This is a genomic window from Muricauda brasiliensis (assembly GCF_003057865.1).
In the GTDB taxonomy this organism is placed as follows: Bacteria; Bacteroidota; Bacteroidia; order Flavobacteriales; family Flavobacteriaceae; genus Flagellimonas; species Flagellimonas chongwuensis.
The window spans coordinates 45,605-67,568 of the sequence record NZ_QBTW01000017.1; the positions used below are offsets into that span (position 1 = coordinate 45,605).

General features: G+C 41.5%; 34 protein-coding genes. All 34 read left to right on the forward strand.

All coding sequences use genetic code 11. The features are described 5' to 3' along the window. The first annotated feature begins 6 nt into the window (after positions 1-6). On the forward strand, positions 7-2,133 hold the full coding sequence (gene fusA / locus DCK90_RS13880; RefSeq protein WP_108246807.1) for an elongation factor G: 2,127 nt from the start codon (positions 7-9) through the stop codon (positions 2,131-2,133). A 12-nt stretch (positions 2,134-2,145) separates the two neighbouring features. Continuing rightward, a complete protein-coding gene (gene rpsJ, locus DCK90_RS13885; protein ID WP_108246808.1) occupies positions 2,146-2,451 on the forward strand; it encodes a 30S ribosomal protein S10 in 306 nt (101 codons plus the stop codon). 162 nt (positions 2,452-2,613) lie between these two features. Beyond that, a complete protein-coding gene (rplC, locus tag DCK90_RS13890; protein WP_108246809.1) occupies positions 2,614-3,237 on the forward strand; it encodes a 50S ribosomal protein L3 in 624 nt (207 codons plus the stop codon). After that, positions 3,237-3,866, forward strand: a complete 630-nt coding sequence (gene rplD / locus DCK90_RS13895; protein ID WP_108246810.1) for a 50S ribosomal protein L4 — start codon at positions 3,237-3,239, stop codon at positions 3,864-3,866. The genes rplC and rplD overlap by 1 nt, the downstream gene beginning before the upstream one ends. 7 nt (positions 3,867-3,873) lie before the next feature. Further along, a complete protein-coding gene (rplW, locus tag DCK90_RS13900; RefSeq protein ID WP_108246811.1) occupies positions 3,874-4,164 on the forward strand; it encodes a 50S ribosomal protein L23 in 291 nt (96 codons plus the stop codon). Positions 4,165-4,173: 9 nt separating this feature from the next. Continuing rightward, positions 4,174-4,998, forward strand: a complete 825-nt coding sequence (gene rplB, locus DCK90_RS13905) for a 50S ribosomal protein L2 (protein ID WP_108246812.1) — start codon at positions 4,174-4,176, stop codon at positions 4,996-4,998. A gap of 11 nt (positions 4,999-5,009) precedes the next feature. Further along, complete coding sequence (gene rpsS / locus DCK90_RS13910) at positions 5,010-5,288, forward strand: 30S ribosomal protein S19 (RefSeq protein WP_108246813.1); 279 nt, start codon at positions 5,010-5,012, stop codon at positions 5,286-5,288. A gap of 7 nt (positions 5,289-5,295) precedes the next feature. Then, positions 5,296-5,703, forward strand: coding sequence for a 50S ribosomal protein L22 (gene rplV, locus DCK90_RS13915; protein WP_108246814.1), 408 nt, complete (start codon positions 5,296-5,298; stop codon positions 5,701-5,703). A gap of 10 nt (positions 5,704-5,713) precedes the next feature. Further along, complete coding sequence (gene rpsC / locus DCK90_RS13920) at positions 5,714-6,424, forward strand: 30S ribosomal protein S3 (RefSeq protein ID WP_108246815.1); 711 nt, start codon at positions 5,714-5,716, stop codon at positions 6,422-6,424. Between the two features lie 19 nt (positions 6,425-6,443). After that, positions 6,444-6,863: a 50S ribosomal protein L16 gene (gene rplP, locus DCK90_RS13925; protein WP_108246816.1), complete on the forward strand. Its 420-nt coding sequence runs from the start codon at positions 6,444-6,446 to the stop codon at positions 6,861-6,863. 19 nt (positions 6,864-6,882) lie between these two features. Then, entirely contained in the window at positions 6,883-7,074 is a 192-nt protein-coding gene (gene rpmC, locus DCK90_RS13930; protein WP_108246817.1) for a 50S ribosomal protein L29, read from the forward strand. Between the two features lie 13 nt (positions 7,075-7,087). Then, complete coding sequence (gene rpsQ / locus DCK90_RS13935) at positions 7,088-7,345, forward strand: 30S ribosomal protein S17 (protein ID WP_100816200.1); 258 nt, start codon at positions 7,088-7,090, stop codon at positions 7,343-7,345. A gap of 2 nt (positions 7,346-7,347) precedes the next feature. Continuing rightward, entirely contained in the window at positions 7,348-7,716 is a 369-nt protein-coding gene (gene rplN, locus DCK90_RS13940) for a 50S ribosomal protein L14 (protein ID WP_014032002.1), read from the forward strand. A 16-nt stretch (positions 7,717-7,732) separates the two neighbouring features. Then, entirely contained in the window at positions 7,733-8,044 is a 312-nt protein-coding gene (rplX, locus tag DCK90_RS13945; protein ID WP_108246818.1) for a 50S ribosomal protein L24, read from the forward strand. Between the two features lie 2 nt (positions 8,045-8,046). Continuing rightward, positions 8,047-8,598, forward strand: a complete 552-nt coding sequence (gene rplE, locus DCK90_RS13950; RefSeq protein WP_108246819.1) for a 50S ribosomal protein L5 — start codon at positions 8,047-8,049, stop codon at positions 8,596-8,598. A 1-nt stretch (position 8,599) separates the two neighbouring features. After that, on the forward strand, positions 8,600-8,869 hold the full coding sequence (gene rpsN, locus DCK90_RS13955) for a 30S ribosomal protein S14 (protein WP_108246820.1): 270 nt from the start codon (positions 8,600-8,602) through the stop codon (positions 8,867-8,869). Between the two features lie 18 nt (positions 8,870-8,887). Next, positions 8,888-9,286: a 30S ribosomal protein S8 gene (gene rpsH, locus DCK90_RS13960; protein ID WP_108246821.1), complete on the forward strand. Its 399-nt coding sequence runs from the start codon at positions 8,888-8,890 to the stop codon at positions 9,284-9,286. Positions 9,287-9,305: 19 nt separating this feature from the next. Further along, positions 9,306-9,848: a 50S ribosomal protein L6 gene (gene rplF / locus DCK90_RS13965; protein ID WP_108246822.1), complete on the forward strand. Its 543-nt coding sequence runs from the start codon at positions 9,306-9,308 to the stop codon at positions 9,846-9,848. 11 nt (positions 9,849-9,859) lie between these two features. Further along, entirely contained in the window at positions 9,860-10,213 is a 354-nt protein-coding gene (gene rplR, locus DCK90_RS13970; RefSeq protein WP_108246823.1) for a 50S ribosomal protein L18, read from the forward strand. A gap of 6 nt (positions 10,214-10,219) precedes the next feature. After that, entirely contained in the window at positions 10,220-10,744 is a 525-nt protein-coding gene (rpsE, locus tag DCK90_RS13975) for a 30S ribosomal protein S5 (RefSeq protein WP_108246824.1), read from the forward strand. A 12-nt stretch (positions 10,745-10,756) separates the two neighbouring features. Then, positions 10,757-10,936 (forward strand): 50S ribosomal protein L30, encoded by a 180-nt coding sequence (rpmD, locus tag DCK90_RS13980; RefSeq protein ID WP_108246825.1) that lies wholly within the window; start codon positions 10,757-10,759, stop codon positions 10,934-10,936. 14 nt (positions 10,937-10,950) lie between these two features. After that, the gene (gene rplO, locus DCK90_RS13985; protein ID WP_108246826.1) at positions 10,951-11,403 is read left to right on the forward strand and encodes a 50S ribosomal protein L15; all 453 of its coding nucleotides are present in this window, start codon (positions 10,951-10,953) and stop codon (positions 11,401-11,403) included. Between the two features lie 11 nt (positions 11,404-11,414). Beyond that, the gene (gene secY, locus DCK90_RS13990; RefSeq protein WP_108246827.1) at positions 11,415-12,758 is read left to right on the forward strand and encodes a preprotein translocase subunit SecY; all 1,344 of its coding nucleotides are present in this window, start codon (positions 11,415-11,417) and stop codon (positions 12,756-12,758) included. Between the two features lie 3 nt (positions 12,759-12,761). Beyond that, a complete protein-coding gene (infA, locus tag DCK90_RS13995) occupies positions 12,762-12,977 on the forward strand; it encodes a translation initiation factor IF-1 (protein ID WP_014031991.1) in 216 nt (71 codons plus the stop codon). Between the two features lie 4 nt (positions 12,978-12,981). Then, on the forward strand, positions 12,982-13,098 hold the full coding sequence (gene ykgO / locus DCK90_RS14000) for a type B 50S ribosomal protein L36 (RefSeq protein ID WP_010519235.1): 117 nt from the start codon (positions 12,982-12,984) through the stop codon (positions 13,096-13,098). Between the two features lie 2 nt (positions 13,099-13,100). Next, entirely contained in the window at positions 13,101-13,475 is a 375-nt protein-coding gene (gene rpsM, locus DCK90_RS14005; RefSeq protein WP_108246828.1) for a 30S ribosomal protein S13, read from the forward strand. A 101-nt stretch (positions 13,476-13,576) separates the two neighbouring features. Beyond that, a complete protein-coding gene (gene rpsK / locus DCK90_RS14010; RefSeq protein WP_108246829.1) occupies positions 13,577-13,969 on the forward strand; it encodes a 30S ribosomal protein S11 in 393 nt (130 codons plus the stop codon). 113 nt (positions 13,970-14,082) lie between these two features. Further along, entirely contained in the window at positions 14,083-14,688 is a 606-nt protein-coding gene (gene rpsD, locus DCK90_RS14015) for a 30S ribosomal protein S4 (RefSeq protein ID WP_108246830.1), read from the forward strand. 21 nt (positions 14,689-14,709) lie between these two features. Beyond that, positions 14,710-15,702 carry a DNA-directed RNA polymerase subunit alpha gene (locus DCK90_RS14020; protein WP_108246831.1) on the forward strand — a complete coding sequence of 331 codons (993 nt, stop codon included), beginning with the start codon at positions 14,710-14,712 and terminating at the stop codon, positions 15,700-15,702. A 60-nt stretch (positions 15,703-15,762) separates the two neighbouring features. After that, complete coding sequence (rplQ, locus tag DCK90_RS14025; RefSeq protein WP_108246832.1) at positions 15,763-16,266, forward strand: 50S ribosomal protein L17; 504 nt, start codon at positions 15,763-15,765, stop codon at positions 16,264-16,266. Positions 16,267-16,363: 97 nt separating this feature from the next. Next, positions 16,364-17,476, forward strand: a complete 1,113-nt coding sequence (carA, locus tag DCK90_RS14030) for a glutamine-hydrolyzing carbamoyl-phosphate synthase small subunit (protein ID WP_108246833.1) — start codon at positions 16,364-16,366, stop codon at positions 17,474-17,476. 118 nt (positions 17,477-17,594) lie between these two features. After that, positions 17,595-18,887, forward strand: coding sequence for a phosphopyruvate hydratase (gene eno / locus DCK90_RS14035; RefSeq protein WP_108246834.1), 1,293 nt, complete (start codon positions 17,595-17,597; stop codon positions 18,885-18,887). Between the two features lie 122 nt (positions 18,888-19,009). After that, a complete protein-coding gene (locus DCK90_RS14040; RefSeq protein ID WP_108246835.1) occupies positions 19,010-20,548 on the forward strand; it encodes a glycogen synthase in 1,539 nt (512 codons plus the stop codon). 120 nt (positions 20,549-20,668) lie between these two features. Next, on the forward strand, positions 20,669-21,952 hold the full coding sequence (locus tag DCK90_RS14045; RefSeq protein ID WP_108246836.1) for a citrate synthase: 1,284 nt from the start codon (positions 20,669-20,671) through the stop codon (positions 21,950-21,952). The last annotated feature ends 12 nt before the right edge of the window (positions 21,953-21,964 follow it).

Below are 21,964 nucleotides of genomic sequence, written 5' to 3' on the forward strand. Positions count from 1 at the left end.
AATACAATGGGAAGAGATTTAAAATATACAAGGAATATTGGTATTGCAGCCCACATTGATGCTGGAAAGACAACTACTACGGAGCGTATTCTTTTCTACACAGGTGTGAGTCACAAAATTGGGGAGGTGCACGATGGTGCGGCTACTATGGACTGGATGGAGCAAGAGCAAGAGCGTGGTATTACCATTACCTCTGCTGCTACAACCTGTACGTGGAAGTTTCCAATGGAGAATGCTCAAGCATTGCCAGATACAAAAGATTACCACTTTAATATTATCGATACCCCCGGACACGTTGATTTCACGGTTGAAGTAAACCGTTCCCTCCGTGTATTGGATGGATTGGTTTTCTTGTTCAGTGCTGTAGATGGTGTTGAGCCTCAATCCGAAACCAACTGGAGATTGGCCGATAATTATAAGGTGCCAAGAATCGGGTTTGTGAACAAAATGGACCGTCAAGGATCTAACTTCCTTGCAGTTTGTAAGCAGGTTCGAGAAATGTTGGGGTCAAATGCAGTGCCGATCGTATTGCCAATTGGTGACGAAGCTGACTTTAAAGGTATCGTGGATTTGGCCAAGAACAGAGCTGTTGTGTGGCACGAGGATAACTTTGGTTCTACATTTGATGTGGTTGATATACCTGCAGAAATGAAGGACGAGGTTAAGGAATATAGAGCTGCTCTAATCGAAGCTGTTGCTGAATATGATGAGGAGTTGATGGAGAAATTCTTCGAGGATGAAGATTCCATCACGGAAGAAGAAGTGCATGCTGCGCTACGTGCTGCGGTTATGGATAGAGCGATTATTCCAATGATTTGTGGTTCTTCCTTCAAAAATAAAGGGGTTCAGTTCTTGTTGGATGCCGTTTGTCGTTACTTGCCATCACCTTTGGATAAAGATGATATCGTAGGTGTGAACCCGGATACCGAGAAAGAAGAAAGAAGAAAACCAGACCCAAAAGAGCCGTTTGCTGCTCTTGCATTTAAGATTGCAACCGATCCTTTCGTAGGTCGTTTGGCATTCTTTAGGGCATACTCCGGTCGTTTGGATGCAGGTTCATATATTTTGAATAACCGTTCAGGTAACAAAGAACGTATTTCCCGTATCTATCAGATGCACTCCAATAAGCAAAATGCTATCGACTTTATCGAAGCTGGAGATATTGGTGCGGCTGTAGGTTTTAAGGATATCAAAACGGGTGATACTCTTTCGGATGAAAAACATCCGATTGTTTTGGAAAGTATGCAATTCCCGGAGCCTGTAATTGGTATCGCCGTAGAGCCAAAAACAAAAGCTGACGTGGATAAATTGGGTATGGCTTTGGCTAAATTGGCCGAAGAGGATCCAACGTTCCAAGTGAAAACGGATGAGGCCTCAGGACAGACCATTATTTCTGGTATGGGCGAGCTTCACTTGGATATTATTTGTGATCGTCTTAAGCGTGAGTTTAAGGTGGATGTTACCCAAGGTCAACCACAGGTGGAGTACAAGGAAGCCATCACTGGTACAGCTGATCACAGAGAGACTTATAAGAAACAAACTGGTGGTCGTGGTAAATTCGCAGATATCGTATTTACTATGGAGCCTGCTGAGGAAGGTAAATCCGGACTTGAGTTTGTAAACGTTATAAAAGGTGGTAACATTCCTAAGGAATTTGTTCCATCTGTTGAAAAAGGATTCAAAGAGGCTATGAAGAATGGTCCTTTGGCCGGTTTCGAAATGGATTCCATGAAAATCACCCTTAAAGATGGTTCCTTCCACCCTGTGGATTCCGACCAACTTTCTTTCGAATTGGCCGCAAAATTGGGTTACAAAGTTGCTGCTAAGAAAGCAAGGGCTATCATTATGGAGCCAATCATGAAATTGGAAGTTCTAACTCCAGAGGAAAACATGGGTGATATTGTTGGTGACTTGAATCGTAGAAGAGGTCAAGTGAACAGTATGTCAGATAGGGCAGGAGCAAAGGTTGTTAAGGCTGAAGTTCCACTATCAGAAATGTTTGGTTATGTTACTGCTTTGAGGACTTTGTCTTCAGGTAGAGCAACATCAACAATGGAATTTTCACACTATGCAGAGACTCCTTCCAATATTGCAGAGGAAGTGATCAAAGCAGCTAAAGGAGTAACCGCTTAATTTTTCAGCAAGATGAGTCAAAAAATTAGAATAAAATTGAAATCTTACGATCACAATTTGGTGGACAAATCTGCTGAAAAGATCGTGAAAACAGTAAAAACGACAGGTGCTGTGGTAACTGGACCAATTCCGTTGCCAACTCGCAAAAAGATATTTACAGTTTTGCGTTCACCTCACGTGAACAAAAAGGCTAGAGAGCAGTTCCAATTGAGTTCATACAAGAGGCTATTGGATATTTATAGCTCTTCATCAAAAACTATCGATGCCCTTATGAAGCTTGAGCTTCCAAGTGGTGTTGAAGTTGAGATCAAAGTCTGATAATATTTCCGCTGAATAGCGGGGGTCACATGTCCCGAACGATGGTTCGGGAAAAACGGAGAAAGAAAAGAATCTGGGTCAGAACAGAATATTTTCTTGACCCAATTTTTTTGCCAATTATTTGGCACAAATAGAAAAGTAAACAATTAATAATTAATAATTATGTCTGGGTTAATAGGTAAGAAAATCGGTATGACCAGCATTTTCGACGAGAATGGAAAGAACGTTCCATGTACCGTTTTGGAAGCTGGACCATGCGTGGTTACCCAAGTCAGAACCGAAGAGGTAGACGGGTACAATGCCCTTCAGCTAGGTTTCGATGACAAGGCAGAAAAGCGTGCTAACAAGGCCGAAACAGGTCACTACAAAAAAGCAGGTACTTCTCCTAAAAAGAAAGTCGTTGAATTCCATGGATTTGAAGGTGATTACAAATTGGGAGATACTGTAGGTGTCGACCTTTTTCAAGAAGGAGAATTTGTTGATGTAGTTGGTACGTCAAAAGGTAAAGGATTCCAGGGTGTTGTAAAGCGTCATGGTTTCGGTGGAGTTGGTCAAGCAACCCACGGTCAGCACAACAGGTTGAGAGCTCCAGGGTCCATCGGTGCTGCATCTTATCCATCCAAAGTAGTAAAAGGTCTTCGTATGGCCGGTAGAATGGGTGGTGACAGAGTTACTGCACAGAACTTAAGAGTGTTGAAAGTGGTTCCAGAGAAAAATCTTTTGGTTGTTAAAGGATGTGTGCCTGGCCATAAAAATGCATATGTAACTATTCAAAGGTGGCAATAATGAAGGTAGCAGTTTTAGATATCAATGGAAAAGAAACAGGTAGGAAAGTAGAGCTTTCTGACGATGTTTTCGGGATAGAGCCTAACGAGCATGCCATTTATTTGGATGTTAAGCAGTACTTGGCCCACCAAAGGCAAGGAACGCACAAGGCCAAAGAAAGAGCTGAGATTGCTGGTAGTACCAGGAAAATCAAGAAGCAGAAAGGTACCGGTACCGCAAGGGCTGGTAGCATTAAATCCCCTGTGTTTAGAGGTGGAGGTAGAATCTTTGGTCCAAGACCGAAGGACTACACCCAAAAGTTGAACAAGAACATGAAGCGATTGGCCAGAAAATCTGCCTTAAGCTTGAAGTCCAAAGAGCAATCTTTGGTGGTTGTGGAAGACTTCAATTTTGAAGCTCCAAAAACAAAGGACTTCGTTAATTTCTTGTCTTCCTTGGGAATAGAAAAGAAAAAGTCCCTTATTGTGTTGGGTGATACAAATAATAACGTATATTTGTCGTCGCGTAATTTGGAACGCTCCGAAGTTGTAACAGGCTCAGGATTAAACACTTACAAAATTGTTAATGCAACAAGTTTGGTGTTGACCGAAAGCGCTTTGGAAGGAATTGAATCGAACCTAAAGAAATAAGAATATCATGAGTGTGTTGATAAAACCGATAATTACGGAGAAGATGACCGCCGATAGCGAGCTTTTCAATCGCTACGGGTTCTTTGTAAATCCAGCTGCTAATAAGTTGGAGATCAAAGAAGCGGTAGAGGCAACTTATGGTGTGTCTGTTGAAAAGGTAAGAACCATGAATTATGGTCCAACGCGTAAGAGTCGTTATACAAAAACCGGTATTCAGCATGGAAAAACAAATGCGATCAAAAAAGCAATTGTTGATGTAGCTGAAGGTGATATTATTGATTTTTACAGTAATCTATAAAGACGAGAAATGTCAGTTAGAAAATTAAAACCGATAACCCCTGGTCAGCGTTTTAGAGTAGTAAACGGATTTGACGCGATTACTACTGATAAGCCGGAGAAAAGCTTGCTTGCTCCGATCAAAAAGACAGGTGGTAGGAACAGTCAAGGAAAAATGACCATGCGTCACAAAGGTGGTGGTCATAAAAGAAGATATCGAATCATCGATTTCAAAAGGGATAAACAAGGAGTTGAAGCTACTGTAGTTTCAATCCAGTACGATCCAAACAGAACTGCATTTATCGCCTTGGTAGAGTATAAGGATGGTGAAAAAAGATATGTAGTTGCCCAAAATGGTTTGCAGGTAGGTCAGGCTATTCAGTCCGGAACCGGTTCTGCCCCAGAAATTGGAAATGCACTTCCTTTGAGCGAAGTTCCATTGGGTACTATTGTTTCTTGTATTGAGTTAAGGCCTGGTCAAGGTGCTATTATGGCGCGCAGTGCAGGAACATTTGCTCAATTAATGGCAAAGGACGGTAAGTTCGTTACATTAAAATTGCCATCTGGAGAAACTCGAATGATTTTGGCCACTTGTTTGGCTACGATCGGGGCGGTTTCCAACTCTGACCACCAATTGCTTGTTTCCGGTAAAGCGGGTAGAAGCAGATGGTTGGGTAGAAGACCAAGAACTAGACCTGTTGCAATGAACCCTGTCGATCACCCAATGGGAGGTGGTGAAGGTAGAGCTTCAGGAGGTCATCCAAGATCTAGAAACGGTATTCCTGCAAAAGGATTCAGAACCCGTTCCAAGACCAAGGACACCAATAGATATATCATAGAACGTAGAAAGAAATAAAAGAAAAGTAAATGGCACGTTCGTTAAAAAAAGGACCATACGTTCATTTTAGTCTGGAGAAAAAAGTTCAGACCAATATAGAATCAGGTAAGAAAACAGTTATCAAAACGTGGTCTAGAGCCTCTATGATAACGCCAGACTTTGTAGGACAGACTATCGCAGTGCACAACGGAAGACAATTTGTTCCCGTTTTTGTAACTGAGAACATGGTAGGTCACAAGCTAGGGGAATTTTCACCTACTAGATCTTTTAGAGGTCATGCAGGGGCTAAAAACAAAGGTAAAAAGTAAGTAAGCTATGGGAGTTCGTAAGAGAGAAATGGCCGAAAGGTTGAAGGAAGAGAAAAAGCAACTTGCTATTGCAAAGCTTAACAATTGCCCAACGTCTCCAAGAAAAATGCGTTTGGTCGCTGACTTGGTTAGAGGTAAGCAAATTGAGATGGCTTTGGCTACCTTGAGATTTAACCCAAAAGAAGCTTCTAGAAAGTTGGAAAAGCTTTTGCTGTCCGCAATTGCTAACTGGGAAGCAAAAAATGAGGGTGCTGATATCGAAGCGGCCAATCTTTACATCAAAGAAATCCGTGTGGACGGAGGTACTATGTTGAAGAGATTGAGACCAGCTCCACAAGGTAGGGCACACAGAATCAGAAAGCGTTCCAATCATGTAACAATGATCTTGGAGGCCAATAACAACGTTGAAAGCTAGAAATTAGAATATGGGACAGAAGACCAATCCAATAGGAAATCGCTTAGGAATTATCAGAGGATGGGAATCCAACTGGTACGGAGGAAATGATTACGGCGATAAACTGGCTGAAGACGATAAGATCAGAAAATATATCCATGCACGTTTGGCAAAAGCCAGTGTGTCAAGGGTAATTATCGAGAGAACCTTGAAATTGATCACTATTACCATTACCACGTCTAGACCTGGTATCATCATTGGTAAAGGTGGACAAGAGGTTGATAAGCTTAAGGAAGAGCTTAAGAAAATCACCAACAAAGAGGTTCAGATCAATATTCATGAAATTAAGAGGCCTGAGCTTGATGCAAACTTGGTAGCGGCTAGTGTTGCTAGACAGATTGAGAGTAGGATTTCATACAGAAGAGCTATTAAAATGGCTATTGCGGCTGCAATGCGTATGAATGCCGAAGGTATCAAGATTCAGATTTCTGGACGTTTGAACGGTGCAGAGATGGCGCGTTCCGAATCTTACAAAGAAGGAAGGATTCCATTGTCTACTTTCCGTGCCGATGTTGACTATGCCTTGCACGAAGCTCATACTACTTATGGTAGATTGGGAGTAAAGGTGTGGATCATGAAAGGAGAAGTTTACGGAAAAAGAGAACTTTCCCCATTGGTAGGATTGAGCACTGGTCAAGGAAAAAGCGGTAAGGACAACAAGAAACCCCGCCGTAGAAAGTAATAAGATAAAGTAAGGTAAAATGTTACAGCCAAAAAGAACAAAATTTCGTAAGGCCCAGAAAGGGCGTATGAAGGGTATCTCCCAGAGAGGACACCAACTTTCCAATGGAATGTTCGGTATCAAGTCCATGGATTCACACTTCATTACTTCCCGTCAAATCGAGGCTGCGCGTATCGCTGCGACAAGATACATGAAGAGACAAGGTCAATTGTGGATCAAAATATTCCCGGACAAGCCTATCACCAAAAAGCCTCTTGAGGTTCGTATGGGTAAAGGTAAAGGTGCTCCAGAATATTGGGTAGCCGTGGTTAAGCCGGGTAGAATCATGTTCGAGATTGCTGGTGTACCAAAGGATATTGCCCAGGAGGCCTTAAGGCTTGCGGCACAAAAACTACCGGTTAAGACCAAGTTTGTTGTAGCAAGGGATTATTCCGCCTAATTTTTAATTGAGAAGAAAGATGAGACAATCAGAAATAAAAGAACTTTCAATTGAAGAGCTAAAGGAGAGATTGGCCGAGTTGAAAAAGCAGCACGCCGACCTTAAAATGGCCCACGCCGTTACTCCTTTGGAAAATCCTTTACAGATCAGAAAGACTAGAAGGACGGTAGCAAGACTTGCGACTGAAATAACTAAAAGGGAATTACAATAATCGGTTCTGCCTTATGGAAAACAGAAATTTAAGAAAAGAAAGAATAGGCGTTGTTACCAGCAACAAAATGGAGAAATCGATAGTGGTTTCTGAGGTAAAAAGAATGAAGCACCCTATGTACGGGAAATTCGTTTTGAAGACCAAGAAGTATGTTGCCCACGACGAGAAGAACGATTGCAACGAAGGTGATACCGTCAAAATAATGGAAACACGACCATTGAGCAAAACAAAATGCTGGAGGTTGGTAGAAATCCTAGAAAGAGCTAAATAATTATGGTACAGCAAGAATCAAGATTAAGGGTTGCGGACAATACCGGTGCAAAAGAAGTTTTGACCATCCGCGTACTAGGAGGAACAAAGAGAAGATACGCTTCCTTGGGTGACAAAATTGTTGTTACCGTAAAAGAAGCTACTCCGAACGGTACTGTAAAGAAAGGTTCTGTTTCTACAGCGGTTGTTGTTAGAACTAAGAAAGAAGTGAGAAGACCTGACGGTTCTTACATCCGTTTCGACGACAACGCATGTGTGTTGTTGAACCCAACCGGAGAGATGAGAGGAACTCGTGTATTCGGTCCCGTGGCAAGAGAGTTGAGGGACAGACAATTCATGAAGATTGTTTCATTGGCGCCTGAAGTGCTATAAAAGAAATATCAGAAAGATGAAGTTGAAAATAAAAACAGGGGATACGGTAAAAGTCATTGCGGGAGACCACAAAGGCAGCGAAGGAAAAGTGCTTCAAGTAGACCGTGAAAAGAACAAAGCTATTGTGGAAGGCGTCAACGAGGTGTCCAAACATGAAAAGCCAAGTGCGAACAATCCCCAAGGAGGCATAACTAAAAAGGAAGCTCCAATACACATTTCCAATCTTTCCTTGGTTGACCCAAAATCTGGCGAGGCAACTCGTGTTGGGTACGAAGTAAGGGACGGTAAGAAAGTAAGGGTTTCTAAAAAATCCAATGAAGTAATTTAGTCATGAGTTATATTCCAAGATTAAAGCAAGAATATAAGGAGCGCGTGATCAAGGCGCTAACGGAAGAGTTTGGTTACAAGAATGTAATGCAGGTTCCTAAGTTGCAGAAAATAGTGGTAAGCCGTGGAGTCGGTGCTGCTGTTTCCGATAAAAAGCTTATCGATCATGCCGTGGACGAGTTGACCAATATCACAGGTCAAAAGGCAGTTGCCACACTTTCTAAGAAAGACGTTGCTACCTTTAAATTAAGAAAAGGTATGCCGATTGGTGCTAAAGTGACATTGAGAGGTGAGCGCATGTACGAATTTTTGGATAGGTTGATCACAAGTGCACTCCCAAGGGTGCGTGATTTCTCAGGAGTTAAAGCCACAGGTTTCGACGGTAGAGGTAACTACAATTTAGGTGTTACTGAACAAATCATCTTTCCAGAAATCAATATCGATAGAATTAACAGAATCAATGGGATGGACATTACGTTCGTTACTTCCGCTGAGACTGACAAGGAAGCAAAATCATTGTTAACCGAACTGGGAGTACCCTTTAAAAAGAACTAGTATGGCCAAGGAATCAATGAAAGCCCGCGAAAGAAAAAGGGCTAAAATGGTAGAAAAATACGCCGAGAAAAGAAAAGCGCTAAAGGAAGCGGGAGATTATGAGGCTTTGCAAAAGTTGCCTGTTAATGCATCTCCAGTTCGTATGAGGAACCGTTGTAAACTAACTGGTAGACCTCGTGGTTACATGAGAACTTTCGGTATATCAAGGGTGATGTTCAGGGAAATGGCCAACAAAGGTTTGATTCCTGGTGTTAAAAAGGCAAGTTGGTAATTTAGATAAAGAAAAGAAATGCTTACAGATCCAATTTCAGATTATTTGACCAGATTGAGAAATGCCAACAAGGCAGGTCATAGGGTTGTAAATATCCCAGGTTCCAATCTAAAGAGACAAATTACCAAAATATTGTTCGACCAAGGATATATTTTGAGCTATAAGTTCGAGGAGAATGAAGTACAGGGAAATATCAAAATAGCCCTTAAGTACGATAAATTCACCAAGGAGCCTATCATAAAAAAATTGCAGAGGGTTAGTAAACCAGGTCTGCGTAAATATTCAAACTCAAGCGATTTGCCTAGAGTATTGAACGGTTTGGGAATTGCCATCATTTCAACTTCGCACGGAGTTATGACGAGCAAGCAAGCTCAGCAAGAGAACGTAGGTGGTGAAGTATTGTGCTACGTATATTAATTGAGAAAAGAGAAGAAAAATGTCTAGAATAGGTAACAGTCCAGTTAATATTCCTGAGGGAGTCACTGTAGAAGTGAAGGATTCCGTAGTTACTGTAAAAGGTAAACTAGGAGAACTTTCACAAGAGTTTTCAGGGATTGACATAAAAGTAGAGGACGGAAATGTTGTTTTGGAAAGACCTTCCGATGACAACGAGCATAAAGCAAAACATGGTTTATACCGCGCTCTTATCAATAATATGGTAGAAGGTGTAACCAATGGTTGGACCAAGCAATTGGAACTTGTAGGTGTTGGTTACAGAGCCAGCAATCAAGGACAGAAGTTGGATTTGGCCCTAGGATTCTCTCACAATATCATTTTGGATATTGCTCCAGAAGTGAAAATCGAGACTATCTCCGAAAAAGGGAAGAACCCTATCGTGAAACTAACATCCCACGACAAGCAATTGGTAGGTCAAGTGGCCGCCAAGATCAGATCTTTCCGTAAGCCAGAGCCTTACAAAGGAAAAGGTGTGAAGTTCGTAGGAGAACAATTAAGAAGAAAAGCAGGTAAATCAGCTTAATAATTAAGACTATGGGATTATCTACTACTGAAAGGAAATTACGCATCCGAAGAAGAATACGAAAAGTATCCTTCGGAACTGAAGCAAGACCAAGGTTGTCTGTATTCAGAAGCAATAAAGAAATATACGCCCAGTTGATAGACGACAATAAAGGTGTAACTTTGGCGGCAGCTTCATCTAGAGATAAGGATGTAGAAGCCAAAGGAACAAAGTCCGAAGTCGCTACAAACGTGGGTAAGGCCATAGCCGAGAAGGCCCTTAAGCTTGGTGTTGAAGCTGTAGCTTTTGATAGGGGAGGAAACCTATATCACGGAAGAGTAAAATCATTGGCTGAAGGGGCTAGAGAGGCCGGACTAAAATTTTAATAAACTATGTACCAGAATTACAAGAACGTAGAGATAGTAAAGCCAGGTGGACTGGAGTTGAAAGACCGTTTGGTTGGAGTACAAAGGGTTACCAAGGTAACAAAAGGTGGTAGAGCCTTTGGTTTTTCAGCAATAGTTGTTGTTGGTGATGAAAACGGAGTAGTTGGACATGGTTTGGGTAAATCCAAAGAAGTTGCCACAGCTATCGCCAAGGCCATCGAGGATGCTAAAAAGAACTTGGTTCGTATACCTTTGACAAAAGCAACACTTCCTCATGAACAAAAAGGAAAGTTCGGAGGTGCAAGGGTGTTCATCAAGCCAGCATCGCATGGTACCGGGGTAATTGCCGGTGGAGCAGTTAGAGCTGTATTGGAAGCAGTTGGAGTACAAGATGTACTTTCTAAGTCCCAAGGATCTTCAAACCCGCACAACGTGGTAAAAGCAACTTTCGATGCTTTGTTGCAATTGAGAAGTGCTGATACCGTTGCTAAGCAAAGAGGAGTTTCCTTGGAAAAAGTCTTTAAAGGATAAATAGAGGATATTATGTCAAAGATTAAGGTTAAGCAAATAAAGAGCGGCATTAAAAAGCCACAAAACCAAAAAAGAACTTTGGAAGCTCTTGGACTGAAAAAAATCGGACAGGTAGTTGAGCACGAAGCAACTCCTAGTATCCTTGGAATGGTAAATAAGGTAAAACACTTGGTTTCCACTGAGGAAGCTTAAAAATATAAAGGCACATGGATTTAAATAATCTTAAACCAGCGGATGGCGCTGTGCACAGAGAAGGAAAACGTGTAGGACGTGGAGAAGGCTCCGGTAAAGGAGGAACTTCTACCCGTGGGCACAAAGGAGCCAAGTCTAGATCTGGATATTCCAAAAAGATTGGTTTCGAAGGTGGTCAGATGCCATTGCAGAGACGTGTACCAAAGTTCGGTTTTACCAACATCAACAGAAAAGAGTACACTGGGATTAATTTAGGTAAACTACAAGAGTTGGTAGATAAGGGCGTTGTTAAAAACGAGGTTACCTTGGAAACTCTTTTGGAGAACGGATTGGCCCACAAAAATGATTTGGTAAAGATATTGGGTGATGGCGAATTGAAGGCGTCCCTTAAAGTATCTGTACATAAATTTACTGCTTCCGCAAAAGCTGCCATCGAGTCAGCAGGAGGTGAAGCAATAAGTTTATAAGAAGTTATAGCATGAAGAAATTTATTGAGACCATATCAAATATCTGGAAGATAGATGAACTGAGACAACGTATTATCCTAACATTGGGGTTGTTATTGGTGTACCGATTCGGTGCCCAAGTTGTCCTTCCGGGTATTGATACCGCCCAATTGGCCCAATTATCCTCGCAGACCGAAAATGGAATCTTGGGTATTCTGAATGCTTTTACAGGTGGTGCTTTTGCGAATGCTTCGGTATTCGCTTTGGGTATTATGCCCTACATCTCCGCTTCGATTGTGGTTCAGTTGATGGGAATTGCGATTCCCTACCTTCAAAAACTACAGAAAGAAGGAGAGAGTGGTAGAAAGACCATCAATCAGATAACCCGTTGGTTAACCATAGGTATCTGTATAGTTCAAGCCCCAGCCTACTTGTACGGTCTAGGTGCCCTAGGTGTGCCGGACAGTGCATTTGTTTTGGGTAAAGGTTTGGATTTTATCGTTCCAGCTGTTATTATATTGGTAACAGGATGTGTGTTCGCCATGTGGTTGGGTGAAAAAATTACCGATAAGGGAATCGGAAACGGTATATCCCTATTGATTATGGTAGGTATTATCGCTACAATGCCACAAGCATTTGCACAGGAATTTGTTTCAAGAACAACCAACAATACCGGTGGAATCATGTTTATGTTGATTGAGGTGATTGTTTGGTTCTTGGTAATATTGGCCAGTGTTTATTTGACCATGGCCGTAAGACAGATTCCAGTACAATACGCAAGAAGAACAGCTTCGGGCGGATACGAAAAGAACGTAATGGGGGCACGTCAGTACATTCCTTTAAAATTGAATGCATCTGGTGTAATGCCTATTATCTTTGCGCAGGCAATTATGTTCGCACCAAGTTTGATTGGTAGAACCTTTAATGATACTGCTGCAGGTCAATGGATGGAAGTACAATTTGCCGATATATTCGGGTTGGCATACAATATCCTGTTTGCAGTATTGATCATCATATTCACATACTTCTATACAGCAATCACAGTGCCAACCAATAAAATGGCCGATGATTTAAAAAGAAGTGGTGGTTTCATCCCAGGTATACGTCCTGGAAAGGAAACGGGAAATTATTTGGACAAAATCATGTCCTTGATTACATTACCAGGATCTATCTTTTTGGCATTGTTGGCAGTATTGCCTGCGATTGTTGTGAAATTGATGGACGTACAGGCCGGATGGGCATTGTTTTATGGAGGAACCTCACTATTGATTATGGTAGGTGTGGCCATAGACACAGTACAACAAGTAAATTCTTATTTGTTGAATAGACATTACGACGGCTTGATGAAAACCGGTAAAAACAGAAAAGTAGCATAATTTATGGCAAAGCAGCCAGCAATAGAACAAGACGGGACTATCATTGAAGCATTGTCCAATGCAATGTTCAGGGTAGAATTGGAAAATGGGCACGTTGTAACGGCGCACATATCAGGGAAAATGCGTATGCACTACATAAAGCTGCTTCCCGGTGATAAAGTGAAGTTGGAAATGAGTCCGTACGATTTAACAAAAGCAAGAATTACGTATAGATACTAGTTACATGAAAGTAAGAGCATCAATAAAGAAGAGAAGTGCCGACTGCAAGATTGTTCGCAGAAAGGGCAGATTGTATGTGATCAACAAAAAGAATCCTAGATTTAAACAAAGACAAGGGTAATTATGGCAAGAATTGCAGGTGTAGATATACCTAAACAAAAGCGTGGCGTTGTTTCGCTTACCTATATCTTCGGAGTAGGTAATAGCAGAGCGCAAGAGATTTTGAAAACGGCGCAGGTAAGTGAAGATACCAAGGTTTCCGATTGGACAGATGATGAGATTGGTAGAATCAGGGAGGCTGTTTCCGCTTACACTATCGAAGGTGAGCTTCGCTCAGAAACCTCAATGAACATCAAACGTTTGATGGACATCGGTTGTTACCGTGGAATTCGTCACAGAGCTGGATTGCCATTGAGAGGTCAACGTACAAAGAACAACTCTAGGACCAGAAAAGGAAAAAGAAAAACGGTTGCTAACAAGAAAAAGGCAACTAAATAATAAGAACATAGTCATTAGTATTTAGACGTTAGAAGAATCTGTTTGAAATGTAAAAGTCTAGGATTCCAATAACTAAGAGCTAACACTAGAAACTAAAAAATATGGCAAAAACAAGTAAAACTACAACCAAGAAGCGCAAAGTAGTAGTAGATGCTACAGGAGAGGCGCACGTTGTAGCATCTTTCAACAACATCATTATTTCCCTTACCAATAAGAAGGGTGATGTTATTTCATGGTCATCTGCAGGGAAAATGGGATTCCGTGGCTCTAAAAAGAACACTCCCTACGCAGCTCAGGTTGCGGCCGAAGATTGTGCCAAGGTTGCTCATGAGGCAGGCTTGAGAAAAGTGAAGGTTTATGTAAAAGGACCAGGTAACGGTAGGGAATCAGCTATCCGTTCCATTCACAACTCAGGAATTGAAGTAACAGAGATCGTTGATGTTACTCCACTACCACACAATGGTTGTAGACCTCCTAAAAGAAGAAGAGTTTAATTATCAATTATATTGTTTAACGGGCCCCCTAAAAAGGGTCTTCACCCGAAGGTGCAGTTAGATTATCGAAGGATAAGCCTTAATTCATAATCGCACTTTCAAACTAAAAGAAGATGGCAAGATATACAGGACCAAAAACAAAAATCGCTAGAAAATTTGGAGAAGCGATTTTCGGAGACGATAAGTCATTCGAAAAGAAAAATTACCCTCCAGGACAACACGGTAACAACAGACGTCGTGGTAAAAAGTCTGAATATGCAATCCAGTTGATGGAGAAGCAGAAGGCAAAATACACATATGGTATTTTGGAAAAGCAATTCCGTAATCTATTTGCCGAGGCAAAAAGAAAAGAAGGAGTTACCGGTGAGGTTTTGCTTCAATTGTGTGAGTCACGTTTAGATAACGTGGTTTTCAGAATGGGAGTTTCCCCATCAAGAAGAGGTGCACGCCAATTGGTATCGCACCGTCATATTACAGTAAACGGAGAGGTCGTTAACATTCCATCTTACTCGCTAAAGGCCGGTGATGTGGTAGGTGTTAGGGAAAAATCCAAATCCGTACAATCCATCGTGGATTCATTGGCTAACAATAGCAGTGTTTACGAATGGATTACTTGGAACTCTGAAAAGAAAGAAGGTACTTATGTAGCTGTTCCAGAAAGACTACAGATCCCTGAGAATATCAAGGAGCAACTGATAGTCGAATTATACTCTAAATAAGAATTCAACATTAATCCAATTATGGCATTACTTAATTTTCAGAAGCCCGATAAAGTTATAATGATCGATTCAACAGATTTCGAGGGGAAATTCGAATTTCGTCCCTTGGAACCTGGATATGGATTAACAGTTGGGAATGCGCTGAGAAGGGTTTTGCTTTCCTCTTTGGAAGGTTTTGCCATCACTTCTGTGCGCATAGATGGAGTTGAACATGAGTTTTCTGTTATCCCAGGCGTTGTTGAAGACGTTACCGAAATTATCCTGAACTTAAAACAAGTTAGGTTTAAAAGACAGATTGATGATGTTGAGAGCGAGACTGTATCTATTTCCGTTAGCGGAAAAGAGCAGATGACTGCCGGTGACTTCCAAAAGTTCATCTCAGGATATCAAGTCCTTAACCCGGATTTGGTAATCTGTAACATGGACCCAAAGGTCAACATCAACATGGAGATTGTTATCGAAAAAGGTCGTGGTTATGTTCCTGCTGAGGAAAACAAAAAATCCAATGCACCTTTAGGAAGCATTGCGGTTGATTCTGTTTACACTCCAGTAAAGAACGTAAAATACAGCATCGAAAACTATAGGGTAGAGCAAAAGACCGATTATGAAAAATTGGTTTTTGAAATCATCACTGATGGTTCCATCCACCCTAAAGATGCATTGACAGAGGCCGCTAAAGTTTTGATTCACCACTTTATGTTGTTCTCTGATGAGCGTATCACCCTTGAGGCTGATGAGATTGCTCAGACCGAGACCTACGATGAGGAATCATTGCACATGCGACAGTTGTTGAAGACCAAATTGGTAGACATGGACTTGTCCGTAAGGGCGTTGAACTGTCTAAAAGCTGCCGAAGTGGATACTTTGGGAGATTTGGTTTCCTTCAACAAAAACGATTTGATGAAATTCAGAAACTTCGGTAAAAAATCTTTGACCGAGTTGGAAGAATTGGTCATAAACAAAGGCCTACAATTTGGTATGGACCTTTCCAAATACAAATTAGATAAAGATTAATAATCATATTTTGCTCTCTTGGTAAAACAAGATCTGGTAGCAAGATGATAACTTAGAACAATGAGACACGGAAAGAAGTTTAATCACTTAGGTAGAACATCTGCCCACAGAAAGGCAATGTTGGCCAACATGGGTTGTTCCCTTATCGAACACAAAAGAATCAACACTACGGTTGCAAAAGCCAAGGCGTTGAAACAGTTTATTGAGCCTTTGATCACAAAAGCAAAGACCGAGAACAACCAAACTACCGAAAAAGGTACGCATAACAGAAGGGTTGTATTCAGTAACTTAAGAAGCAAGGAAGCTGTAACAGAATTGTTCAGCAACGTTGCAGAGAAAGTTGGTGACAGACCAGGTGGTTATACAAGAATCATAAAATTGGGTAACCGATTGGGAGATAACGCTGATATGGCGATGATCGAGTTGGTAGATTTCAATGAGCTTTACAATGCAGGTAAGCCTAAGAAGAAATCAACCAGAAGAAGTAGAAGAGGAGGCGCAGCCAAAAAAGCTGAAACACCAGCTCCAGCGGCCGAAACCAAAACTGACGATTCTGAAGAATAAGAAGAATGTTATTAACTATTGTATTTAACGAAAAAGGATAAGTGAGAACTTATCCTTTTTTTATGTTTTTTTGTCAAAACTGAAACTAGAGCACGAAATGAAGTATCACACAAAGAAAAAAGCGTTGATTTTGTTAGCGGATGGAACCATATTTTATGGCAAGGCCGTTGGAGGAAGAGAAGGTACCGCAGTAGGGGAAGTTTGTTTCAATACTGGGATGACGGGTTACCAAGAGATTTTTACAGACCCGTCCTATTACGGACAGTTAATGGTCACCACCAATGCACACATTGGGAATTATGGGGCCAATTTGGAAGAAGTGGAATCTGATTCCGTGAAGATTGCCGGTTTGATCTGTAAAAATTTCAGTTACGATTACTCAAGACCCAATGCGGACATGAGTTTGTTGGAGTTTTTGGACAAAAACAACCTTTTGGCCATTTCAGATGTGGACACCCGTGCTTTGGTGAGCTATATTCGTGACAATGGCGCCATGAATGCCTTGATCTCCACAAAAGTGGATGATATTGATGCGTTAAAAAAAGAATTGAAGCAAGTCCCCAGTATGGAAGGCTTGGAACTTTCATCCAAAGTATCCACAAAAGAACCTTATTTCTACGGAGACGAAAACGCTGAGATTAAAATCTCCGCTTTGGATATCGGGATCAAAAAGAACATTTTGAGGAATTTGGCAAAGAGGGGAGCCTATATCAAAGTATTCCCATATAATTCATCGTATGATGCAATGAAAGAATGGAACCCTGACGGTTATTTTATATCCAATGGTCCTGGGGATCCAGAACCGTTGACCGATGCCGTGGCGGCCACCAAGGAAATGATTGCTTCTGATAAACCTTTGTTCGGAATCTGTTTGGGGCACCAAGTATTGGCCTTGGCCAACGGGGTTTCCACCTATAAGATGCACAATGGTCACAGGGGAATCAATCACCCGATCCTAAACTTGGTTACGGGCAAAGGAGAAATTACCTCACAAAACCACGGATTCGCGGTAAACAGGGAAGAGACCGAAGCAAATGCTGAGTTGGAGATTACCCACACGCATTTGAACGATCAAACCGTTGCAGGAATCAAAATGAAGAACAAGGACGTATTCTCGGTGCAATACCATCCCGAAGCAAGTCCAGGTCCACACGATGCAGACTATCTGTTCGACCAGTTCTTCGATTTGATCAAGGCTAGTAAAAACTAAAACGATATAGTTTTGTTTTTAAGTATTTAAGTGCGTTTTGTGAGTAATATCATGGAGTTAAAAACACTGTCTTTTGTATCTTTAGCCAATAATCACAACTATAAAACATTGAATTAAAATGAGCATCATTATCAACATTCATGCAAGACAAATATTGGATTCCAGAGGGAACCCGACAGTAGAAGTAGATGTAACAACAGAAAATGGAATAGTGGGAAGGGCAGCAGTACCTTCCGGAGCCTCTACTGGGGAGCATGAAGCCGTTGAATTGCGAGATGGCGGCGATTCCTTTATGGGTAAAGGAGTGGGCAAGGCCGTAAACAACGTAAATACGATTATCGCCGAGGAGCTTATCGGTACTTCGGTTTTTGAACAGAACCATATTGATCAAACTATGATCGAGTTGGACGGAACTCCGAACAAATCAAAATTGGGTGCCAACGCTATTTTGGGTGTATCCTTGGCAGTGGCGAAAGCTGCGGCCAATGAGTTGGGTATGCCATTGTACCGATATGTAGGTGGTGTTAGTGCCAATACGCTTCCTGTTCCAATGATGAACATTATCAACGGAGGGTCGCACTCAGATGCTCCCATTGCGTTCCAAGAATTTATGGTAATGCCAGTTAAGGCAAAGGATTTTAGTCATGCCATGCAAATGGGAACGGAAATCTTCCATAACCTTAAGAAAGTATTGCACGATCGTAATTTGAGCACTGCTGTAGGTGATGAAGGTGGATTTGCACCTACATTGGAAGGTGGTACCGAAGATGCTTTGGATACTATCGCAAAAGCTGTGGAAAAAGCAGGTTACAAATTGGGTGACGAGATTATGATAGCATTGGATTGTGCTTCGGCAGAATTTTATGTAGACGGTGCTTACGATTATACAAAATTTGAAGGAAGCAAAGGTGTAGTGCGTACTTCTGAGGAGCAGGCTCAGTACCTTGCCGACCTTTGTGAAAAATATCCGATCATCTCCATTGAAGATGGAATGGATGAGAACGATTGGGAAGGTTGGAAAGTTTTGACTGAAAAAATCGGTGACAAAGTTCAATTGGTTGGGGATGACTTGTTCGTGACCAACGTAGAGCGTTTGTCTCGTGGTATTGAAAACGGTATTGCCAATTCCATCTTGATCAAAGTAAATCAAATCGGAACATTAACGGAGACCATTGCTGCTGTAAACATGGCTAAGAATGCTGGATATACTTCCGTAATGTCTCATAGATCTGGTGAAACAGAGGACAACACCATCGCTGATTTGGCAGTGGCATTGAACACAGGTCAGATTAAGACAGGTTCTGCGTCCAGAAGTGACCGTATGGCCAAATACAACCAATTATTGAGGATTGAGGAAGAATTGGGCGAAGTTGCCTATTATCCACAAGAAAAAGCCTTCAAGGTAAACTAAGAATAATGATTTTTTAGCATACAAAAAGCCTTTCCTAACCCGGAAAGGCTTTTTTTTGTTTCGGTTCCAAACTTTGGTTAAATTAAGGGTTCACTAAACAAACATTCAAATATTTCTCCCGCATGAACAACTTTCTTTTTATTGCCGCCGAAAATGACGCTTTGGAAAACTGTAAAGCTGGTGGCATGGGCGACGTGGTTCGCGATGTACCCAGGCAGATTTCGGAAAAGGGTGATAAGGTACATGTGGTTGTACCTGCATACTCTAGATTGCATCATGGGGGCTTACCGAGAACAACGGTAAATTTTACACTGCGCGGTTTGGGGTATACCGCAGAACTTTACGAAGTAAAACCTAAAAAGGAGTTCCCTAATATTTTTCATTATGTGCTGCATCATCCAGAAATTGAAGCTGGCGATATTGCGCACATTTACCACAACGACCCAGAAGAACCCTTCTATACCGATGCCATTAAGTATTTTATCTTTTGTACCGCGGTAGCCGAAGCCATAAAGCAGGGAGCATTTGGAGATGTAGATTTGGTACACCTGCACGATTGGCACTCCAGCCTATTATTGTTCTTGCGCGAATACCATCCAGAATATACCAATCTGAAGGACATCAGGATTGTTTATAGCATCCATAATTTGGCCATTCAAGGCATACGTCCATTTGACAATAATTATTCCTCCGTTAAAAACTGGTTCCCCAATGTTCCGTTAGATTATCAAAAGTTGATGGACCATAGATATCAGGATTGTATCAACCTTATGGCCGTGGGCATTCGATTTGCGGATGCCGTACATACGGTATCACCATCCTATAAAGATGATGTGTTGTTGCCCAGTTCACCACCCGAGTTCATTGGAGGGGAAGGCTTGGAAACAGATTTACAAAAGGCGGATGAAGAAGGACGGTTGTTTGGCATACTGAACGGTTGTAACTATAAAAACATCAACAAGGAAAAGAAAGGTAATATCTACCGCAATACGGTCAAAGCATTGTTTGGATGGTTGCAGCAAGAGGATAAAAAATACAAGGCCGATTTTTTGGCCCATACCGGGGAAAAAATCATGGCATTTGTGGAAGAGCGTCCCAAGTTTATCGCCTCGAGCGTAGCTAGGTTGACAGAGCAAAAATTTTACTTTTTCATGAGGTCGCCAGAAGCCTTTGTGGAAATACTGAAAAAGCTCGAAAAGGTCGATGGTATATTTATGTTATTGGGCACCGGAGCTCCAGAGTATGAGGAACTCTTCAGGAAATTGAGCTACCAGCACAAGAACTTTATATTCACAAACGGTCAGTCAGAAAAGCTCATTGATTCCATGTACCTGGAATCCGACCTGTATTTTATGCCCAGCCTTTTTGAACCTTGTGGCATCAGTCAAATGCTTGCTATGAGAAATGGGAATCCATGTTTGGTCCACCATACCGGAGGGTTAAAGGATACCGTTGAACATATGAGGACAGGTTTTAGTTTTGATGGCGATAGCTACGATGAAAAAATTAAAAGCATGTTGGAAGCAATGGATATAGCCTTGGATGTGTTTGCAAATGATAAACCAACTTGGAAAAAAATACAGGCTGCGGCACGAAAAAAGCGCTTTACATGGCAGAAATCCGTAGACGAATATTACAAAGTGCTCTACAAATTGGATTGACCCAATTTTTATATATCATTTTAGCGTTAATATCAGCACAAATAGCAGCTGGAAATTGTTAATGGCTGTGCTTTTTCGTAATTTTCGCATTCTATTTTTACTAATCTATTAAAACATAAAATGTCGGATAAAGCTATACTCGAATATGGGGGAGAAAGATACGAATTCCCCGTTATAAAAGGTACTGAAGATGAATTGGCCATAGATATCAAAACCTTGAGGGCCGCAACAGGAATGGTGACCATAGACCCCGGTTACAAAAACACTGGGTCTTGTGAAAGTGCCATAACATTCCTCGATGGCGAAAAAGGTATTTTGAGATATCGAGGATATTCCATTGAAGATCTTGCCGAGAAAGCTGACTTTTTGGAAGTTGCATATCTTCTGATTTTTGGCGAGTTGCCCAACAAGGAGCAGCTTGAAAAATTCCACAGCGACATTAAAGAAGAATCCCAAGTGGACGAGGAGATGAAGAAAATTTTGGATGGCTTTCCAAAATCTGCCCACCCTATGGGCGTGCTATCTTCGTTGACAAGTGCTTTGGTCGCTTTTAATCCATCTTGTGTGGACGTTTCTTCGGAGTCCGCTATGTACAACTCCATTGTACGTATTTTGGCAAAGTTCCCGGTTTTGGTGGCTTGGACCTTACGTAAGAAAAAAGGTCTTCCATTGGATTATGGGGATGATACTTTGGGCTATGTGGAAAACATCCATAAAATGATGTTCAAAAGACCAAATCAAGAATATAAAAGAGACCCAATAGCAATCGACGCTTTGGACAAATTGTTGATTTTGCACGCAGATCACGAACAAAACTGTTCCACTTCTACGGTAAGAATCGTGGGTTCTTCCCATGCCGGTCTTTTTGCTTCACTTTCCGCAGGTATATCCGCACTATGGGGGCCATTGCATGGTGGGGCCAATCAAGCTGTACTGGAAATGTTGGAAGCTATCGAAGCAGATGGTGGTGATACTAAAAAATACATGGCCAAAGCCAAGGATAAGGAAGATCCTTTCAGGTTGATGGGCTTTGGACACAGAGTATATAAAAACTTTGACCCAAGAGCCAAGATTATAAAAAAGTCCGCAGACGAGGTATTGGGCAATTTAGGTATAGAAGACCCTATTTTGGATATTGCCAAAGGTCTGGAGAAAGAAGCCTTGGAAGACAGCTACTTTGTAGATAGAAAACTGTACCCCAACGTGGATTTCTATTCGGGGATTATCTATCGTGCGCTGGGTATTCCAACAGAAATGTTCACTGTAATGTTCGCATTGGGTAGATTGCCCGGTTGGATTGCACAATGGAGAGAAATGAGATTGAGAAAAGAACCGATAGGTAGACCAAGACAGGTTTACATCGGTGAAAACCACAGAAGCTTTGTTCCTTTGGAAAAAAGATAAGATTTGGAACAT

What these genes read in the sequence shown, in the direction of transcription:
- rpsS (WP_108246813.1), top strand. Translation starts at nt 5,010, where the DNA reads ATGGCACGTTCGTTAAAAAAAGGACCATACGTTCATTTTAGTCTGGAG.
- ykgO (WP_010519235.1), top strand. Translation starts at nt 12,982, where the DNA reads ATGAAAGTAAGAGCATCAATAAAGAAGAGAAGTGCCGACTGCAAGATT.
- rpmD (WP_108246825.1), top strand. Translation starts at nt 10,757, where the DNA reads ATGTCAAAGATTAAGGTTAAGCAAATAAAGAGCGGCATTAAAAAGCCA.
- rplR (WP_108246823.1), top strand. Translation starts at nt 9,860, where the DNA reads ATGGGATTATCTACTACTGAAAGGAAATTACGCATCCGAAGAAGAATA.
- rplN (WP_014032002.1), top strand. Translation starts at nt 7,348, where the DNA reads ATGGTACAGCAAGAATCAAGATTAAGGGTTGCGGACAATACCGGTGCA.
- rplB (WP_108246812.1), top strand. Translation starts at nt 4,174, where the DNA reads ATGTCAGTTAGAAAATTAAAACCGATAACCCCTGGTCAGCGTTTTAGA.
- rpsC (WP_108246815.1), top strand. Translation starts at nt 5,714, where the DNA reads ATGGGACAGAAGACCAATCCAATAGGAAATCGCTTAGGAATTATCAGA.
- rpsK (WP_108246829.1), top strand. Translation starts at nt 13,577, where the DNA reads ATGGCAAAAACAAGTAAAACTACAACCAAGAAGCGCAAAGTAGTAGTA.
- rplE (WP_108246819.1), top strand. Translation starts at nt 8,047, where the DNA reads ATGAGTTATATTCCAAGATTAAAGCAAGAATATAAGGAGCGCGTGATC.
- rplC (WP_108246809.1), top strand. Translation starts at nt 2,614, where the DNA reads ATGTCTGGGTTAATAGGTAAGAAAATCGGTATGACCAGCATTTTCGAC.
- DCK90_RS14045 (WP_108246836.1), top strand. Translation starts at nt 20,669, where the DNA reads ATGTCGGATAAAGCTATACTCGAATATGGGGGAGAAAGATACGAATTC.
- infA (WP_014031991.1), top strand. Translation starts at nt 12,762, where the DNA reads ATGGCAAAGCAGCCAGCAATAGAACAAGACGGGACTATCATTGAAGCA.
- fusA (WP_108246807.1), top strand. Translation starts at nt 7, where the DNA reads ATGGGAAGAGATTTAAAATATACAAGGAATATTGGTATTGCAGCCCAC.
- rpsJ (WP_108246808.1), top strand. Translation starts at nt 2,146, where the DNA reads ATGAGTCAAAAAATTAGAATAAAATTGAAATCTTACGATCACAATTTG.
- eno (WP_108246834.1), top strand. Translation starts at nt 17,595, where the DNA reads ATGAGCATCATTATCAACATTCATGCAAGACAAATATTGGATTCCAGA.
- secY (WP_108246827.1), top strand. Translation starts at nt 11,415, where the DNA reads ATGAAGAAATTTATTGAGACCATATCAAATATCTGGAAGATAGATGAA.
- rplX (WP_108246818.1), top strand. Translation starts at nt 7,733, where the DNA reads ATGAAGTTGAAAATAAAAACAGGGGATACGGTAAAAGTCATTGCGGGA.
- rplO (WP_108246826.1), top strand. Translation starts at nt 10,951, where the DNA reads ATGGATTTAAATAATCTTAAACCAGCGGATGGCGCTGTGCACAGAGAA.
- rpsD (WP_108246830.1), top strand. Translation starts at nt 14,083, where the DNA reads ATGGCAAGATATACAGGACCAAAAACAAAAATCGCTAGAAAATTTGGA.
- rplQ (WP_108246832.1), top strand. Translation starts at nt 15,763, where the DNA reads ATGAGACACGGAAAGAAGTTTAATCACTTAGGTAGAACATCTGCCCAC.
- rplF (WP_108246822.1), top strand. Translation starts at nt 9,306, where the DNA reads ATGTCTAGAATAGGTAACAGTCCAGTTAATATTCCTGAGGGAGTCACT.
- rplV (WP_108246814.1), top strand. Translation starts at nt 5,296, where the DNA reads ATGGGAGTTCGTAAGAGAGAAATGGCCGAAAGGTTGAAGGAAGAGAAA.
- rpsQ (WP_100816200.1), top strand. Translation starts at nt 7,088, where the DNA reads ATGGAAAACAGAAATTTAAGAAAAGAAAGAATAGGCGTTGTTACCAGC.
- rpsH (WP_108246821.1), top strand. Translation starts at nt 8,888, where the DNA reads ATGCTTACAGATCCAATTTCAGATTATTTGACCAGATTGAGAAATGCC.
- rpsM (WP_108246828.1), top strand. Translation starts at nt 13,101, where the DNA reads ATGGCAAGAATTGCAGGTGTAGATATACCTAAACAAAAGCGTGGCGTT.
- rpmC (WP_108246817.1), top strand. Translation starts at nt 6,883, where the DNA reads ATGAGACAATCAGAAATAAAAGAACTTTCAATTGAAGAGCTAAAGGAG.
- carA (WP_108246833.1), top strand. Translation starts at nt 16,364, where the DNA reads ATGAAGTATCACACAAAGAAAAAAGCGTTGATTTTGTTAGCGGATGGA.
- rplD (WP_108246810.1), top strand. Translation starts at nt 3,237, where the DNA reads ATGAAGGTAGCAGTTTTAGATATCAATGGAAAAGAAACAGGTAGGAAA.
- rplW (WP_108246811.1), top strand. Translation starts at nt 3,874, where the DNA reads ATGAGTGTGTTGATAAAACCGATAATTACGGAGAAGATGACCGCCGAT.
- DCK90_RS14020 (WP_108246831.1), top strand. Translation starts at nt 14,710, where the DNA reads ATGGCATTACTTAATTTTCAGAAGCCCGATAAAGTTATAATGATCGAT.
- rplP (WP_108246816.1), top strand. Translation starts at nt 6,444, where the DNA reads ATGTTACAGCCAAAAAGAACAAAATTTCGTAAGGCCCAGAAAGGGCGT.
- rpsN (WP_108246820.1), top strand. Translation starts at nt 8,600, where the DNA reads ATGGCCAAGGAATCAATGAAAGCCCGCGAAAGAAAAAGGGCTAAAATG.
- rpsE (WP_108246824.1), top strand. Translation starts at nt 10,220, where the DNA reads ATGTACCAGAATTACAAGAACGTAGAGATAGTAAAGCCAGGTGGACTG.
- DCK90_RS14040 (WP_108246835.1), top strand. Translation starts at nt 19,010, where the DNA reads ATGAACAACTTTCTTTTTATTGCCGCCGAAAATGACGCTTTGGAAAAC.